General features: G+C 36.9%; 16 protein-coding genes. 1 reads left to right on the top strand and 15 read right to left on the bottom strand.

Features of this window, described 5'->3' with window-relative positions; all coding sequences use genetic code 11:
* Nucleotides 1-4: 4 nt before the first annotated feature.
* The 6 genes from murE to INP94_RS05885 all read right to left on the bottom strand — a co-directional run bounded on the left by murE (nucleotide 5) and on the right by INP94_RS05885 (nucleotide 6,933).
* Nucleotides 5-1,474: a UDP-N-acetylmuramoyl-L-alanyl-D-glutamate--2,6-diaminopimelate ligase gene (gene murE, locus INP94_RS05910; RefSeq protein WP_197542986.1), complete on the bottom strand. Its 1,470-nt coding sequence runs from the start codon at nucleotides 1,472-1,474 to the stop codon at nucleotides 5-7.
* 14 nt (nucleotides 1,475-1,488) lie between these two features.
* A complete protein-coding gene (locus INP94_RS05905) occupies nucleotides 1,489-3,309 on the bottom strand; it encodes a penicillin-binding transpeptidase domain-containing protein (protein WP_197542985.1) in 1,821 nt (606 codons plus the stop codon).
* A gap of 14 nt (nucleotides 3,310-3,323) precedes the next feature.
* A complete protein-coding gene (gene ftsL / locus INP94_RS05900) occupies nucleotides 3,324-3,644 on the bottom strand; it encodes a cell division protein FtsL (protein WP_005696538.1) in 321 nt (106 codons plus the stop codon).
* 1 nt (nucleotide 3,645) lies between these two features.
* Nucleotides 3,646-4,614: a 16S rRNA (cytosine(1402)-N(4))-methyltransferase RsmH gene (gene rsmH, locus INP94_RS05895; RefSeq protein ID WP_049375242.1), complete on the bottom strand. Its 969-nt coding sequence runs from the start codon at nucleotides 4,612-4,614 to the stop codon at nucleotides 3,646-3,648.
* Nucleotides 4,615-4,691: 77 nt separating this feature from the next.
* Nucleotides 4,692-5,150: a division/cell wall cluster transcriptional repressor MraZ gene (mraZ, locus tag INP94_RS05890; protein WP_005696540.1), complete on the bottom strand. Its 459-nt coding sequence runs from the start codon at nucleotides 5,148-5,150 to the stop codon at nucleotides 4,692-4,694.
* Between the two features lie 208 nt (nucleotides 5,151-5,358).
* Complete coding sequence (locus INP94_RS05885) at nucleotides 5,359-6,933, bottom strand: carbon starvation CstA family protein (RefSeq protein ID WP_054418168.1); 1,575 nt, start codon at nucleotides 6,931-6,933, stop codon at nucleotides 5,359-5,361.
* A 202-nt stretch (nucleotides 6,934-7,135) separates the two neighbouring features.
* On the opposite strand from INP94_RS05885, the gene INP94_RS05880 reads away from it, so the two are divergent.
* Nucleotides 7,136-7,369, top strand: coding sequence for a zinc ribbon domain-containing protein (locus INP94_RS05880; protein WP_054418169.1), 234 nt, complete (start codon nucleotides 7,136-7,138; stop codon nucleotides 7,367-7,369).
* A gap of 43 nt (nucleotides 7,370-7,412) precedes the next feature.
* Here the strand turns inward: INP94_RS05880 and INP94_RS05875 are convergent, their stop codons facing one another.
* The 9 genes from INP94_RS05875 to INP94_RS05835 form a co-directional block, all read right to left on the bottom strand.
* On the bottom strand, nucleotides 7,413-9,470 hold the full coding sequence (locus tag INP94_RS05875; protein WP_197542984.1) for an AAA family ATPase: 2,058 nt from the start codon (nucleotides 9,468-9,470) through the stop codon (nucleotides 7,413-7,415).
* Nucleotides 9,471-9,533: 63 nt separating this feature from the next.
* Nucleotides 9,534-11,462: a DUF262 domain-containing protein gene (locus INP94_RS05870; protein WP_197542983.1), complete on the bottom strand. Its 1,929-nt coding sequence runs from the start codon at nucleotides 11,460-11,462 to the stop codon at nucleotides 9,534-9,536.
* On the bottom strand, nucleotides 11,449-12,750 hold the full coding sequence (locus INP94_RS05865) for a DUF262 domain-containing protein (RefSeq protein WP_197542982.1): 1,302 nt from the start codon (nucleotides 12,748-12,750) through the stop codon (nucleotides 11,449-11,451). Before INP94_RS05865 ends, INP94_RS05870 begins: the two co-directional genes overlap by 14 nt.
* A gap of 37 nt (nucleotides 12,751-12,787) precedes the next feature.
* Entirely contained in the window at nucleotides 12,788-13,540 is a 753-nt protein-coding gene (locus INP94_RS05860) for a PP2C family protein-serine/threonine phosphatase (RefSeq protein ID WP_197542981.1), read from the bottom strand.
* Complete coding sequence (locus tag INP94_RS05855) at nucleotides 13,540-14,385, bottom strand: SIR2 family NAD-dependent protein deacylase (RefSeq protein ID WP_197542980.1); 846 nt, start codon at nucleotides 14,383-14,385, stop codon at nucleotides 13,540-13,542. Before INP94_RS05855 ends, INP94_RS05860 begins: the two co-directional genes overlap by 1 nt.
* Nucleotides 14,382-14,582: a DNA translocase FtsK gene (locus INP94_RS05850; protein WP_049370092.1), complete on the bottom strand. Its 201-nt coding sequence runs from the start codon at nucleotides 14,580-14,582 to the stop codon at nucleotides 14,382-14,384. The genes INP94_RS05855 and INP94_RS05850 overlap by 4 nt, the downstream gene beginning before the upstream one ends.
* Before the next feature lie 314 nt (nucleotides 14,583-14,896).
* Nucleotides 14,897-15,613: a hypothetical protein gene (locus INP94_RS05845; RefSeq protein WP_054418178.1), complete on the bottom strand. Its 717-nt coding sequence runs from the start codon at nucleotides 15,611-15,613 to the stop codon at nucleotides 14,897-14,899.
* A 13-nt stretch (nucleotides 15,614-15,626) separates the two neighbouring features.
* The gene (locus tag INP94_RS05840; RefSeq protein WP_054418180.1) at nucleotides 15,627-16,121 is read right to left on the bottom strand and encodes an opioid growth factor receptor-related protein; all 495 of its coding nucleotides are present in this window, start codon (nucleotides 16,119-16,121) and stop codon (nucleotides 15,627-15,629) included.
* 78 nt (nucleotides 16,122-16,199) lie between these two features.
* Nucleotides 16,200-16,910, bottom strand: a complete 711-nt coding sequence (locus INP94_RS05835) for an SIR2 family NAD-dependent protein deacylase (protein WP_054418183.1) — start codon at nucleotides 16,908-16,910, stop codon at nucleotides 16,200-16,202.
* Nucleotide 16,911 lies beyond the last annotated feature (1 nt).

The raw sequence follows: 16,911 nt of genomic DNA, 5'->3' as shown, positions 1-16,911 counted from the left end.
GTTTTTATTTTTTCGTTAAATAGGCTTCAGCCACTTCTTGATCAGAGAAATGAAGTGTTTTATCCCCAATGATCTGATAGTTTTCATGACCTTTACCCGCAATCACAATCACATCGTTTTCAACCGCATTCTCAATGGTAAATCTGATGGCTTCTTCGCGATCCGGAATCACACCAACATCTTCCATTCGACTAAAACCCGTAAGGATATCAGCTTCAATTTTATTTGGATCTTCTGTACGCGGATTATCTTGGGTTACGATCACTAAATCTGCAAACTGCTCAGCCGCTTTTGCCATCAACGGACGCTTGCCTGCATCACGATCACCGCCACACCCAAAGATACACCAAAGTTTACCTTTGCAGTGTTCACGCGAAGCATTTAATGCCTTTTCTAATGCATCCGGAGTATGGGCATAATCAACAATAACTGTTGGTTTTCCTGCTTTTTTAATCAATTCCATTCTTCCATTTACCCCTTTTAGCTGTGAAACCGTACGGATAAGATCGTCGAAAGAATAACCTAAAGCCAATAAAACAGCCGTGGCTAACAGCAGATTACTCACGTTAAAAGCACCAATTAATGGGCTATGTAATGTGCCATTCCCCCAACTTGAAGCAACATCAATCACCGCACCTTCGTGAGTAAAACGAATCTGTGTTGCATAAAGCCATTGTTTAGAAGTTGGATGGAAATCTGAGCGGCAGCTAACTGCAATACCATTTGGTAATTCGCTTAACCACGCAGCTCCAATTGGATCATCAGCATTAAGAATTTGTAATTCGGGCGCCAAATCAATGAAAAAGCGTTTTTTAGCTTCGGCATACTTTTCCATTGTCTCGTGATAATCCAAGTGATCTCGACTTAAATTGGTAAAAATAGCAGCCTTAAATTTAAGGGCTTCAACGCGATGTTGAACTAAACCATGTGAAGATACTTCGATAGAAGCAAAATCTGCCCCTTTCTCTACAAAATCAGCGAGGTTTTCTTGAACTTCAACGGCTGAACCTGTGGTGTTTTTTGCTTCTTTGACTTGACCTAATAAACCATTGCCAATGGTGCCCATGACAGCTGCTTTGTGGCCTAATAGCGTAGCCCATTGAGCTAATAATTGAGAAACCGTAGTTTTACCATTTGTTCCAGTGACACCAACTAAAGTCAATTTTTCGGAAGGATTGTCATAAAATTGACCTGCCAATGCAGAAAGATTGGCAGATAAATGATAATGATGAATCACAGGCACATTATTTTGCCATTGGATGTTCAAATGCTCGTTTTCTAAATCTGTTTCTAAAACGATCGCACTTGCACCAGAAGAAATGGCTTGAGGAACAAATTGACTCGCATCAAAACGATGCCCTTTTACTGCCACAAACAAATCACCTTGGGTAACCTTGCGGCTATCTAACACCATCGCCTTCACATTAATGTCTGAAAGCACCGGAAGATCAAAAAGTGCGGTCAATTTTTTCATTGTTTTGCCTTTTCTTAATTCATTTTTTCAAATTTTTGATCGCTTAAGCGAACAGTACGTCTTGCTGTTTTTTCTGTTGGTTCTGCATCTGGTGCAATACCGTTAGCACGTAAGGTATAACCCATAATGCTCGAGAATACTGGTGCTGATACCGCACCACCATAGTACTGCCCTGCTTTCGGATCGTTAATCAAAATAACTAATGCATAACGTGGATCGCTAATTGGTGCAATACCCGCTGTAAATGCCACATATTTCTTAACATAGTGACCATTTTCAATTTTACGCGCTGTACCTGTTTTCGCACCAACACGATAACCTTCAACCATCGCACGTTTATTTTTGATCGCGACTTTTTCTAACATACCCACTACGTCTTTCGTGATTTTCTCAGAGAATACACGTTGACCAATGACTGGCGGATCGACTTTTGTGATAGAAAGCGGACGATAAATCCCGAAGCTGCCTAAAGTGGCATAAGCGCGTGCAATTTGTAATGGTGTAGAAGTGATACCATAACCATAAGCCACAGTAGCACGTTCAATATCTGCCCAACGTTTACGGTTTGCATTTAATACACCACGTTGTTCACCAATTAAGCCTAACTCTGTATCTTTACCTAAGCCCGCATTTTGGTAAGTTTCCATTAATGCAGAAGGTGGCATACGTAACGCAAGACGACTCACACCACGGTTACTGGAGTTAATCAAAATTTCATCTAAGGTTTGTTGTGGGCGAGGTGCCACGTCGACAATTTCTTTACCACTTACGGTAAATGAACCTGTATTAATTACCTCATCACGTCTCACTGCGCCACGTTGAAGTGCGGTCAATACAACAAAAGGTTTTACGGTTGAACCGGGTTCAAAGGTATCGGTAATCGCACGGTTACGTTTTAATTCATCTTTGACATTAGCCAAATTATTTGGGTTATAAGAAGGTGCAGTTGCCATAGCTAATACTTCACCCGTACGTACATCCACCAATACGGCGGTGCCTGATTCTGCTTTGTTCTCTGTTACCGCTTTTTTGATTTCACGATACACCATGGATTGTAACTTTTCATCAATACTTAAGGTGACATCTTGTGCATCGTATTTTTTCTCATCAGCAATATGTTCAATCACGTTACCACGTTTGTCTTTACGTACAACACGCGCACCGTCTTTCCCCACTAACATTGAGTTGAAACTTGCCTCAACGCCTTCAATCCCTTTACCATCAATGTTGGTAAAGCCGATTAATTGAGCCGCTTCTTCTACACGTGGATAAAAACGACGTGGTTCAGTTTCTAATGAAATACCTTTAATTTTGAGATCGCGGATATAATTTGCTTTGCCCGCTTCTACTTGACGTGCTAAATACAAGAAACCTGATTTTGGATTTTTCTCAATTTTTTTCACCAACTCAGCAGGTGTCATATTTAATTCGTTAGCAAGCGCTTTGATACGTTCTTTATCCTCTAATGCATTTTCTTTTAACATTAAGCGAGGTTCAGCCACAATTGCACTCATCGGCACACTCACCGATAACAATTGGCCATTACGATCTAAAATTGAGCCACGAACAGAGAGGACATCATCTTTACGTAGTGAACGTTTGTCCGCTTCACCAGAAAGGGTTTCAGAATTAACAGATTGCACATAAGCAGCACGAGCCACTAATGCGCCTAAGCCTAAGAAAATAAAACTTGTCGCGATGAGATAACGACCACGAAGGAAGCATCTCTCAAACACCATCTTCGGTTTGTTTGGTTTTACTGACGCAGGTTGAGCCAATTTTCTAATTGTTTTCTTTGGCTTTCCTGGTTTCTTAGAGGAATTAAATCTAACCATTTTATTCAAAATCCCTATTCAAAAATAACTACTTCTTGTTCACTTTGAACACGTTGCATTTTTAATGTACCAATCGCAATGGATTCAACTCTTGTATTATCACTTTCGGTTGCTTCTTGTAATTGTAAATTGCGATATTCGTTTTCAAGGGCTTGGTGTTGTAATACCAACTGCCCGTTTTCAGAAATTAGGCCCCGTGTTTGATGCGTCATCCAAATTGTGCCCATTGCAGAAGCTAAAATTAATAAAAGTAAGACGACAATTAATTTATTAGAAGAAAAAATATCTTCCACGAGAATATGTTGTAAAGGATAACGTTCGCTATTTTCTAACATCTTATTTCACCCTTTCCGCAATACGTAAAACCGCACTTCTTGAGCGTGGATTTGCCGAAATTTCTGCCTCACTCGGCTGAATAGCTTTACCAATGATTTTTAATTTTTGATTACGTTGAATTTGATCTTCACGTAATGGTAAGCCTCTTGGAATATCCTCGCCTTTGCTTTGCTTACGCATGAAATGTTTTACCATTCTGTCTTCAAGTGAATGGAAACTGATAATCGATAAACGTCCTTCAGGGGCCAACATATCTAATGCAGAATTTAATACACTTTCTAACTCATCTAATTCCGCATTAATATAAATTCGAATTGCTTGGAAGCTACGAGTTGCTGGATGCTTATGTTTATCTTTAAATGGCACAGCTTGAGCAATTAACTCAGCGAGTTGAGAAGTACGACTTAAACATTCTGTGCCATTTTTGACCGCACTTTTATTAAATTCTACGATGGCAGTGGCAATTCGTTTTGCAAAACGCTCTTCGCCGAAGGTTTTTAACACCCAAGTTAAATCATCAACGGATACTTGTTTTAGCCACTCTGCTGCTGATAAACCTTGTGTGGTATCCATGCGCATATCTAACGGACCATCTTTCATAAAACTGAAACCACGCTCAGCTTCATCAAGCTGTGGAGATGACACCCCTAAATCCAGCAAAATGCCGTCAATTTTACCAACTAAATCGAGTTTTTGACAGATGTCTGGGATGTGAGAAAAGCTATTATGTTCAATATGAAAACGAGGGTCTTGAATTTTTTCGGCTTCAGCAATCGCACGCGGATCACGATCAACCGCAATTAAACGACCATTTTCAGAAAGTTGGGAGAGAATTAGACGAGAATGACCACCACGACCAAAGGTACCATCGATATAAATTCCATTTTCTTTCAACGCCAAACCATTCACCGCTTCGTGAAGCAAAACCGTGATATGTTCAGGTGCAGAAAAGGAATTTTGCATAGTCATAAGTAAACGTTAAATCAAAATCGATAAAGAGAAGATAGAGCGGCGCAAGCACCGCTTATCCTGCTAGTGCTGCTGTTCTATAATGACAGCATTTTTAGTTCTTCAGAAGCTCCGAATTCAGCACTTGAGCCAATTTCGATATCTTCATCAATTTGTGCATACCATTCGGTATCACTCCAAATTTCAAATTTATTCAACTGCCCTACCAACATTAAGCCTTTTTCTAATTTTGCGTGTTGACGTAATGGACCACTTAATAAGATACGACCTTGCGCATCCATTTCACATTCTGTGGCATAACCGAGCATTACACGTTGTAAGCGTCGTTGATTTGGGTCAAAGTTGGAAAGTGAAAGTAGTTTTTGTTCGATTTTTTCCCATTCATCTAAAGGATAAAGTAATAAACAAGGCTGACGAATATCAACGGTACAAACCATTTGGCCTTGGTTCTTTTCCATGATTTCAGCACGATAACGAGTAGGGATCGCTACACGACCCTTCGCATCTAAATTTACCGCTGCTGCACCACGAAACATTTCTCTACCTTTAAACGTCTATTTTTGTAAAAATTTGGCAGAATTTTCCACAAAATTCCACTTTTCACCACTTTGCGTAAGTTTATCGGTTGTAGCCTTAACTTGCAAGCAATTAAAACGTAAAGATTGGTAAATTTTGGCAATAAATAAACAAAAAAACCGTTTAAGGTTTCCCTCAAACGGTTTTTCAATTTTTAACTCAATTTAATTAGTTATTTACATACGCTTCTTCGTCACGATCACCTAATGGTTTAAGCTGTGTGAAGAATAAAACTAAACAAAGAACTGTTAAGCCTAAGCCGATATAAACAGATAATTGATAGTCTAAACCGAAACCGATTTTGTTGTATGCAAGATAAGTAAAACATACAGTACTGATAAATGCCGCAGGGATTGTACATACCCAGTGGAATTTATTATAACGGTATAAGTACGCTGCTGCAGTCCATAACATAACCATCGCAGTAGTTTGGTTCGCCCAAGTGAAGTAACGCCATAAGATAGAGAAATCCACTTTTGATACGATATAACCAACCACGAATAATGGCACAGCAATAATTAAACGTTTAGCTAAGGTTTTTTGTTCTAAATGGAAAAATTCTGCAATAACAAGGCGTGCTGCACGGAATGCCGTATCGCCTGATGTAATTGGAAGAACAACCACACCTAATACTGCAAAAATACCACCAACAAGACCTAAGAAGTGGATTGAAGAATCATAAACCACTTTAGAAGGCGAACCCGCTTTAATCGCAGCTAACAAATCTGGTAAAGAATCATAGAAACTTAAACCAACTGCACACCATACTAATGCAATCACACCTTCACCGATCATGGCACCGTAGAAAATGAAACGCCCTTCTTTTTCGTTTTCAGTACAACGCGCCATTAGCGGGCTTTGTGTTGCGTGGAAACCAGATAATGCACCACAAGAGATAGTTAAGAACAAGAGTGGCCATAATGGTAAATCTGCACGAGTTTCAAAGTTTTGGAAGAATTTCTCAAAAGACATACCGTCCACAGAACGATAGAAAGAAATTGGATCTGCTGAGCTAAGATCTGCACTTACTAAACCATATACCATACCTACAGACATAAAGAGTAATAATGCACCGAAGAATGGGTAGATACGACCGATGATTTTATCAACTGGAAGTAATGTCGCAAGAATATAGTAAATGAAGATGATACCAGTCCAAACACTGATAACTGTCGCTTTATCCATACCCCAAACTGTAATACCACCTGCTTCAGCTACTTGATGGATTTCTTCCGCATTGCTAATAGAAATGCTACCTGATGCGGCACCGAACACATCCATTGTAATCGTACCCATTAATTGAGCTGGACTTGCAACGAATACCACACCCACTAATAATAAAAGTACAACTGCTAGGATGTTAATAAATGCTTTAACTGGACGACCTAAGTATTTACCTGCTAGGTTAGGCATAGATGCACCGCCATTACGCACACTTAACATTCCGCAGAAATAATCGTGTACCGCACCAGCAAAGATACAACCCACTACAATCCAAAGCATTGCAACTGGTCCGTATAACGCACCAAGAATCGGACCAAAGATTGGACCTGTACCAGCAATGTTTAATAATTGAATTAACCAAATCTTAGTTTTAGACATTGGCATATAGTCAACGCCATCATTCATGGTATAAGCTGGCGTTTGACGGTTTGGATTGATCACAAAAATGCGCTCAATTACACGACTATAAATGAAATAACCTGCTAGCAATAACGCCACGCAGAAGAAAAACCACAACATAAAAAATACTCCTCAGGAATAAATGAATACCGAAATTTAGTCATATACTAGACTTCGTCGGCGGTATTCTAAGTGAAAATCATCAAAATCAAAATTTTAATTTTTACATTGTTTCAATTTTGTGATCCATGTCACGTTTATCATTCCGTTTTTTTCACTTACAATAGGCATATAAATTAAAATAATTAATAAAGGATCATCAATGGCTCTCACCCGCTGCCCTGAATGTCGTAAAAAAATCAGCGAATCTGCTCAATTTTGTCCAAATTGTGGGTTCTCTTTTAAAAAAGAAGATCTTGAAATTTACAAACAAAAACTCGAACAAAGACGCCAAAAAAATGCCGAAATTAATCGAAAAAGCACTAAACTTCACCTTATTTGGTTGGCTATTTTTACTATCGTTATCTTATTGGCAAGTTGGCTAACTGGAGAATAAAAAGTGCGGTCAAAAAACAATGAGAATTTTGACCGCGCTTTAATCAGAACCCTATCCGCCTTGTCGTTGCAGAAAACGCTGGTTTCACTTCACATTCACCTTGTAATGCGCTCAGCCAATCTTGCACCTTTTGAAAAGGAGAAAATTGATGACGACGAGCCACTGCAGCAAAATCTCCAGGTGTCAGCAGATTAAGCGATTCAATCTGAACTAAATCCTCTTCCGATAACAACGGCAATCCTAAAATTTCAGCCTGTTGTTTAGCAAAATCTAAACGTTGTTTCAGTGTTAAATAATCAAACTTCAATTTTAAATCAAAACGGCGTAAGGCTGCAGGATCGAGTACCTCAATTAAATTTGTCGATACCACCATTAAGCCCTCAAAGCGTTCAATCTGTGTCAACATTTCATTCACTTGTGAACGCTCCCAGCTTCGGTTTGCCCCTTCTCGAGAAAATAAGAAGGTATCCACTTCGTCCAGCACTAACAAACAATTATCACGCTTTGCTGATTCAAATGCCTCAGCAATATTTCGTTCCGTTCCACCTACATAAGGATCGAGCAAATCAGACCCTTTGCAAAGCAACAACGGCATATCTAACTGCTCGGCAAGCCAACCTGCCCAAGCGGTTTTCCCTGTGCCCGGCGGACCATAACAACAAATTCTGCCTTTTTTGGTTCGCATTAATCCTTCGGTGATTTTATGAATATTTTCATTGCAGGAAACCCACTCAAGCTGATAACTCAGTTTACTTTCCACCAACGGCTCAATTTTCTTTTTGCCTTGTGCCTGTAAGGCTTCATTAAAGAGCGTAAGCAAGACCTCAGGAAAAGCTTTTTTGCCGTTATCAACCGCATTTGCCACATTGAACACGCGCGTTAAAATCGCCGGCGAAAGTGACCGCACTTTGGCAAAATGTTGCACATATTCCGCCGTTAATTTACCGCCTGCCAACTGCGAAATTAACGCCGATTTATTTTTCAACGGCAAATCCGGCATTTCAAATACAAAATCAAAACGACGCAAAAAAGCCGCATCTATACTGTTTACAAAATTGGATAACCAAATCATCGGCACGTTATTGTTTTCCAACAACTGATTTGTCCACGCTTTATTTTTTTGTGCAACAGAACGCTCCATAAACGAGCCGTTAAACACATCTTCAATTTCATCAAAAATTAAAAGCGCCTGCTTCCCGTTCAATAGCGTTTGAGCAAGACGACTATAGTTCAGGCGTTGCTCTGCCTTCACAACATCTCCGTCAGAATCCATATAAGTAATGTTATACGCCGAAATCCCTAATGCCTGTGCAAGCAACCCGGCAAATTCGGTTTTACCGGTGCCGGGCACGCCATAAATTAAAAGATTCACGCCTTTCCGATGATGTTTTATTGCCTGTTGTAAATAGGTCAACATCATCTCTTTCATGCCGGCAATATGGGCAAAATCATCCAGTTCCAAACTTGGCACTTGAGCGACTTCCGTACAAGATTTTAATAGGACGTTTTCGTTTAATGGTTGTGTCACAAATTCATCAAAATCTAAGGTTTCGCCCCAATCTAAATAATCATGCACACTATCGGGGCGATAATCGCGATCAATCAGACCATAAGCATCGAGTTTACTGCCTTTCTTTAAGGCGGATAGAATCTGATTTTTCGGCTGCTTCAGTAAATCCGCCATGATCGCAGCCGTTCTTTGCAAATCCGATTTCGGCAAGTAGCCAAACAAATCTCGCATAGCTCCTTCACTGCGTAAATGCATGGCAAAGCGGAGAAGTTCCTGTTCAACGGGATTCAGTTGCAAAAATTCTGCCAACGTTACCAAATTTTCATACGCCTGTTTCCATAACTCCGGTAAAAGTGCGGTGGATTTTTGGAGTGTTTTATACCGCGCTTTTAAAAGCCGACGAGCAACCGTGCGTAGATTTTTATCATTCTCTAATTCTTCAGGCAGTCCAAACGCACTGGCAATTTCATCACTTCGCCAGCTACTCTCCCGAAACACTTCAGAAAAACCTTTATGCTCAAATAAAACTTTAAGCATCATATTTTCAGTATAAGAAGACACTGTTGGTGGATTTAATTTATATTCGGACATAAAAAATACTCCTTACTGGGTTGGTAAGGAGTATTTTAATGAGGGGTGCGACAAAAGGTGTCGTTAAGAATCAGTTTTGGATAAAGGTTGATTTAGAATTTCGAGCATTTCTTCTCCATGCTTTAATATCTCCTCGTTTTTCCAATTATTAAGCTCTTTTGTTTTTTCCATCATTAAAGCCTGTTTTAGGCTATCATAATTTTTATTCTTATAATAACTACATTTAGCTTCAGGTGTTAAATTGCTTAAACGAGAATTTTTACTTTGAGATAGCAAATATAAGTTTCCAAAATTATCTAGAATCTTTTTCTCTAATCTCTCTAATCCATATTCTTCAGATGGATGTTGGGGATAATGATGCTCAACAGAACTTCTAAAAGTAAATCGAAACTTAGGGTACTTTTCTTTATACTTTTTCCATAGTTGGTAATCTAATCGATTAAATACAAAGTTAGGAACCAGAACTCCATCATTCCATTTTTTATTATTTGAATAAAAATTAATTTTCTCTTCTCCTAAGATAATATCGGTAATATCTTTTTCTTGGCAATTATTACCAAAATAGAAGTTATCGCATAATTTCTCTAAAAATCTTATATAACTATTAAATCTAATTTTCTCCCTATGCGTATATAATGCTCGTAGCACTGCATATAGCCAGTTTTTATAAATACGAGATGGATTAGAAACATGAAACATTGAAAGTAACATTATTGCAGTTTTTGTTTGCTCATTACTTTCAGTGTCATTCGATTCATTATTATCACCACCAAAAGTATTTTTATAGTAATAATTATTTGAACTTCCTTTTACAATCTTCCATAAAGACCAATGCTCATCTTCTGAACGTAATGTGCTTGATTTAATAACATATTTATCAAATAAATATCTGCAAGATAACAATGTATCAATAAAGTCAATAACATTTTCTTTGCTCCAGTCTTTACCAAATGAATTTAATAGTTCTCTTTCATCTAAAGAAACATCTTTAAATCTACTGTCATCACAACGCAGTTCTAAATAAATTCTTAATACATGCATCAAGAAGTTAGGAAAGTCAATAACAGAGTTAAAGCTACCTTCAGAAAATTCGTTATTTTGTATAGGTTGAACGATTTGCTCGTTAGATTTATCAATTAAATCAAGAATCGATAATTGGCCTCCTGTACTATCTGCATCTTGTTGAACCTTTACCTTTTTATTAGTATTTTCAACATTAATCTTATAATCTTGAATAATGTCGTTAAATAATTTCGGAATGCCCTGCCAATCTTTACCAAAAATATTACTTCTAAGACCTGATTCTATTCCAATTAAAGCATACCGACTCATGTCAGAACAGGCATCCCAAATCTGGGCAAAAACAGAACGTTGGATTCCTTCAGGTAAAATCTCCAATAAACGAGCTTTAAGAATTTCATGTTTCTCCAATTGCTCTCCTCGTATATTCATAATCTCAAAATAATGATTGAGATCTGTATCCTTAGGTACTTCTGTTCTAATAATTTCAACTTTTTCAAGCAGAAAATAGGCTAAGTCTCTTTCTTTTCGCTCAGTAGCTTTTACTGCTATTTCCCAATGTTTTTTAATTAATTTTAAAGCATTTTTAAATATAAAAGGAATATTATCTGATTCTAAATATTCCAAAGCCAAATCAGAATCCTTTCTATGCTCGAAGTATACATTTCTAGCGAAATTAGTCTCGTGTAAATAATTCTTGCACAAATAGTACATAATCAACGTTAGAGTAGTTAATCGCTGCTGACCATCTATAACCTCAAAATCTCCATTTTCTCTTTTATAGACGACTAAACTACCAATATAATAATTTTCTTTAGATTTTTGGCAAGCATTACCAAGATCTTGAATAAGAAGGCTAATCTCTTTATCTTCCCATGCATAATTACGTTGATAAATAGGAATAATATATTTATCGTTATCTAAGAGTTCATTTATCTTTAACGGTTTTACATAATTATTATTTTTTCTCATCTCTAACTCCAAAAATTTCTTTTATTTTTCTATCTACATTATCAAATCTAACTCCATCTAATTTTGGAATAAATCGCAGAACTTGTACTGGTGTAATAGATTTTTCAATGTAAGATAGAAATCCATTACTATCGTGGGCCGCATCTTCTATTGTTTTAAAACTAATACGTTGATATTCAAAACGAAGACGATAAACCCAAAGAAAAGCTTTTGTCATAAACTCAGAAAAATTATTATCTCCAAACTTATCAAAATAGAATAAAAGTGTACATTCAAATAAATTTCTAAGGAATTTATCACCAACTCGATCACTATGTTCATAATTATTTAAAAAGCTTATTAAACCAGTTTCCAAATCAATACCATTAATTTCATTAAACCGTTCTAGAAAACCAGTCTCTTTTCTAAATAACTGCTCATAGATAACAGAATAATGTTGAATATAATCAAAAAAATACTTTCCATTAACTAATCTTTGATTAGCTTGAAATGGAGATATTGAACGATATAAGAAAGGATTCTCTGCAGACATTTTTTGTATCGCATTTGTAGCTAAAACACCATTCAAATAAGGGTATTCAACATTTTCACTAACACCTTTAAATGTATCCAATTCATTAGCCGAAAATACTTCAGCATGTTCTTGATAATGCCAACGGCGCAATCTAAATAGAATAAAGTTAATAATTTTATTTAAATTATTAATATCATCAGACATTGCTGCTCTTTCCCAGCATTCAACACACTGATGAATAATTTGGTCTGGCTTGTTTCTCATCTCTCTTAAATGGTATGCCTTTAAGAGATCATATGATTGAAGAGGTTTTCCTCTTGCATTTTGTGAATCAAAAAACTGAAAAGCCTCATCTAAATCATCAAGTTCAATACGAACCATTTCGCATATTTTTAAGATGTACTCCTCAAATCCTAAAGGAAATTTATAGCCATTAATAAATTTATAATTCTCTATAATATTAAATTTACTAATACTATGACTTAATTCTTCCTTCAAAAATAAAATATCTTTCCTACCTAATTTATGAAGCACTAACGATAATGTAGTAAGTCTCTGTTGCCCATCAACTATTTCATACTTGCCACCATTTTTATATAAAACAATTGTACCAATTCGATAAACTTTGCTATCACGGAAATGCGTAAGCAAATCATCTATAAGTTGCTGAACATTTTTCACAGTCCATTTGTATGGTCTTTGATAATCTGGAATACTCAAATTTAATTTGAATACATCATCAATCTTGAGTATTTTTGCTTTTTCTTCACTCATAATAATTAAGGTTCCTTAGAATATTTTTAAACATAAATCAAAACGTACAGATTATAACCGACAAATCATCATAAAACCTTTGTTTCTCAATTAATTTACGATATACCGTCAATCTAGATTTATCATTATCATATTGTTTCCAAATCTTTTCTCTTACTTCAGCAGAAAGCCCATCTGTTAATCCATCAGAACACAGTAATAAACTTTCCCCTTGCTGAATTTCAATTTCTTGATAAAAAATTTTATCTTGGAATTCAGAATAATCCGCGACTAAACAAGAAGAAACACCGCCATAAATCGTGGCAAAATCTTCTTCTTTTTTATCGGGGAAATCAGCTAACAATTCAGAAAGAATTGAATGATCTTGTGTGATTTGTTGCCATTTTCCTTGAGCGTCAATTAAATAAGCACGGCTATCGCCTACGCTGAGAATTTTGGCTTTACGGGTCATTTGATCAATTTCAGCCGCCACAAAAGTGGTTGCTGCGCCAAAATAATCCTCCGCTAATTCTGCTGATAAACTGGATTGTAAATCGTAGATCGTTTGACGACTTATACTTTCCATTTGGCTTAATAACTGCATAGCCAACTTGCTCGCTTTTTCAGGTCGGTTACTATTGGAAATACCGTCTGCCACGCCCACAATAAAGTGCGGTCGGTTTTCAAGGCGTTTTTCAGCCGTTTTGAGTTTATATTGAAACACCGCCTCGCCATTAAAAAGGGCATCTTGATTGTGTCGCTTGTTGCTGCCAATTTGTTGGCAGAAGGTAATTTCACAAAAATTTTCCATTATTCAACCGCTTGTTGAGAAGGATTTAGAAGGTTATCAATCGCTTTTAGCGCATCTAACGCCTTCATTTCTAGACTTAAAAAGTGCATTTTCGGCACGCCTGCATCTTGCGGGTTAATACGGATAAGTCCGCCCTTTTTTGCTTTCGCCGTACGCTCAGAAAATCGACGCACAGTTGGAATGGCTTTCCCTGCCCCCAGTTCGATGACGACGAGATTTTGCACTTCTTTTAGCCATAAATCGAGCTTATTTCGTTTTAAATTTTGATAATTACTGCTGTAAAAATAATCGTCAAACATAAGCACATTTTGTCTTGCCAAACGCTGACAATAAGGGCAACGAGGCGGCTCACTCAATAAGCGCAACTTTTCGTTATCCACCACAGGTTGAAATTCTTTTGCTGACCAACTTAAATCGCGGCAATTATGCGCACACTGCAAACGCTCTAGTGTGCCATGCACTTCATAAATGCGCCCTTCTTCAAACCCCGCCTTCTGAAAATGCCCATCTACATTACTTGTAAAAACAAAATAACCATGCGGTTTGCTTTCTGCCCAACGTTTTAAAATTTGGTAGCCCTCATGCGGGATTGTTGCGCGATATTGCAATAAACGATGCCCATAAAACCAATAAGCTAACTCTTGATGGGTTTCATAAGCCAATGGCGTCGCAATATCTTGGAAATTGATATTTTGCCCTTTAAACATTGGGTAAGCATTCCAAAACCCGCCGACACTTCTAAAATCCGGCAAACCTGAATCCACACTCATTCCTGCACCAGCAGTAATTAAAATGCCATCAGCCTTATGGATAAGTTCCACTGCATAATTTAAGTCATTTTTCATAATACTTTTCTCTGTCCATTTTTCATTGATGAAATAACGCCTGCTTCTTCTAGTTGTTCTACAATTCTCGCAGCTCGATTAAAGCCTAAACTAAATTTGCGTTGAATCCGTGAACCAGATGTAAATTTTTCTTGTTGCACGAATTTTTTTACATCCTCAAAAAGCGGATCTCGTTTAAAAGTGACTTTCATTGCCATAAGTTTTCTCCTGTGTTGTTTCTATAAAAAGGGCTTAAGCGTGTTGTAAGAGGTAAAAAACTCTCTTTTATGGAAAAATTATAGGGAGGAGAGCGACAATGCGTGTCGTTAGTGAATATTACAAGCGGTTATTTTTAGGACTGGTTCAGATAATATCTGCCTACACTTTAAAAATATTTTTAATAAAGCTAAGCTTGATGACTATTTAACTACCGAGGATTTCTCAGTAGTTTACCAAGATATGCACATACTTAAGAAAGATAAATAGCGACCAAAGTCGCTATTTATCTATCAACGTTAAACTTAAAAAAAAATTATTTACATAATTCTTTTACTGACTCCACTAATGCTTCCATTTTATCGTAAGAATTAATACCACTTGGGCCACCAAAAAATGGGCAAACACAAATTAAAGTATCATTATACTTGCGATAGAAGATATTAAATTCTTCCAATGCTTTAGTTTCATATAAAGCTTCTCCAGTAAAAAACTTAAAGAAGTTATCTTTTTCAGTGACTCCTGTGCAAATAATAACTTTAGGATTACATTCATCTATAAGTTGACGATAAAAAGCACCGCGATTTTGAACGCACCACTCTCTATATTCATCGAATGTTTCAAATCCAGTCATCTTAATAAATTGTTCATTCCATTTAATCGATGCTCTATTTTTAAAATTGATTGGTAACATATTTAACTTGAAACCAATACCTTGTGGGTAAAGCACATTGTATGTTCTAACAAAATGGTCCGTACTTTCTCCATTTTTCCAATCTAAATTGTAGTAGTACCACAAAAACCAACATATTTTCCGATTATATTGAGTAGTCCAACTACCATCAAAATCATCCTCTATCCAAGAATGCGGTATTAATTTCGGGCTTAAACTAAATTTCTCATAAAAATCATCAGGAGAAGCTTCATCACCAATTCCCCATTCTAGCCCGCAAAACCATACTTCAGACTTAGGATTTCCACCATCGCCCCCAGCAAAAGATACCGCTATTTTTCTAAATTCATCTGTTACCATTATTCTATCCTCATTATTTAAGTAGATTCGTCCAAATCCCTATGGTTTCTTCTTGAATTACACCTTTTTCTTGACCTAGTTTTATCGCCAGTTGTTGTAAACTTTTGGCTAGTTCTGGATGGCCGCAATAATTTAAACTACGAATGATGCGAGAAATTTTCTTACTTTCATGCCCAATATTCCGTAGCCAAACTTTTCGCTCCGTTAATTCTGATTTAGGGAAAATTTGATTGCATTCACGGTATAAACTGAAATAATCCAAAATAAAATCAATAGAATGTAAATATTTATTTTGAATTGCTTCATCTCCAATAAAAATAGCCAGATCTTCTTCATTAAAAACTGGTACTGAACGATTCCATTTGGAACTTTCAGTGACAGGTAAAAGCCAAGGAATATATAAATAAGCATCACCAATCATTCTTTTGGGCATTGCCCACATATCTTGCAAAGATAAATTATGCTGGCTTTTTCTTTGTTCTAAATAAAATTCAATTACTGGGTGCATATGTTTCCCGTTAATTCATCAGTTATGTAGTATAGCGATACAAAACTTATTATTTATGTAAAAAGTGCGGTCGATTTTCTATGATTTTTTAATTTTATCCAATAACTCGGCGACCACTTTCGGTACGCCCTCACCCGCTTTTTCTTTGATTGCAGTCACTTTCTTACGGACAAATCCTGTATTGGGATTAGGATCGATCAAATAGATAAGTGAACCATATGGAGCGAGATTTACCAATCCATTAGCAGGATAAACTTGTAATGAAGTGCCAATAACAATCACAATATCTGCCTTTTTCACTAACTTTTCTGCTTTAGGAAACATGGGTACATTTTCCCCAAAAAAGACTATATGTGGACGCATTGGATGACCGTGATTATCCTTATCCTCTAATAATTGATCGCCCAAACATGGAACAATGTAATCGGTATTAAAACTGCTGCGAGCTTTATTCAATTCACCATGTAAATGGAGTACGTTAGTACTTCCTGCTCGCTCATGTAAATCATCCACGTTTTGAGTGATTATATGAACTTCATAAAACGCTTCCAATTCAACCAAAGCCAAATGTGCTGCATTAGGTTCTGCCGCTTGAGCATTACGACGTCGTTCATTATAAAACTCTAATACTTTTGCTCGGTTTTTCTTTAAGGCTTCAGGTGTGCAAACTTCCTCTACTTTATGCCCAGCCCACAAGCCATCTTCCGCTCTAAAAGTAGGAATACCACTTTCGGCACTAATTCCTGCCCCAGTTAATACCACGCAAATTGGTTTATTTTTCGCCGTCATT

The sequence above is a fragment of the Haemophilus parainfluenzae genome, assembly GCF_014931395.1.
Taxonomy (GTDB): domain Bacteria; phylum Pseudomonadota; class Gammaproteobacteria; order Enterobacterales; family Pasteurellaceae; genus Haemophilus_D.
Note: the sequence above shows the minus strand (reverse complement) of the source record. Positions and strands in the feature narration are given on the sequence as shown.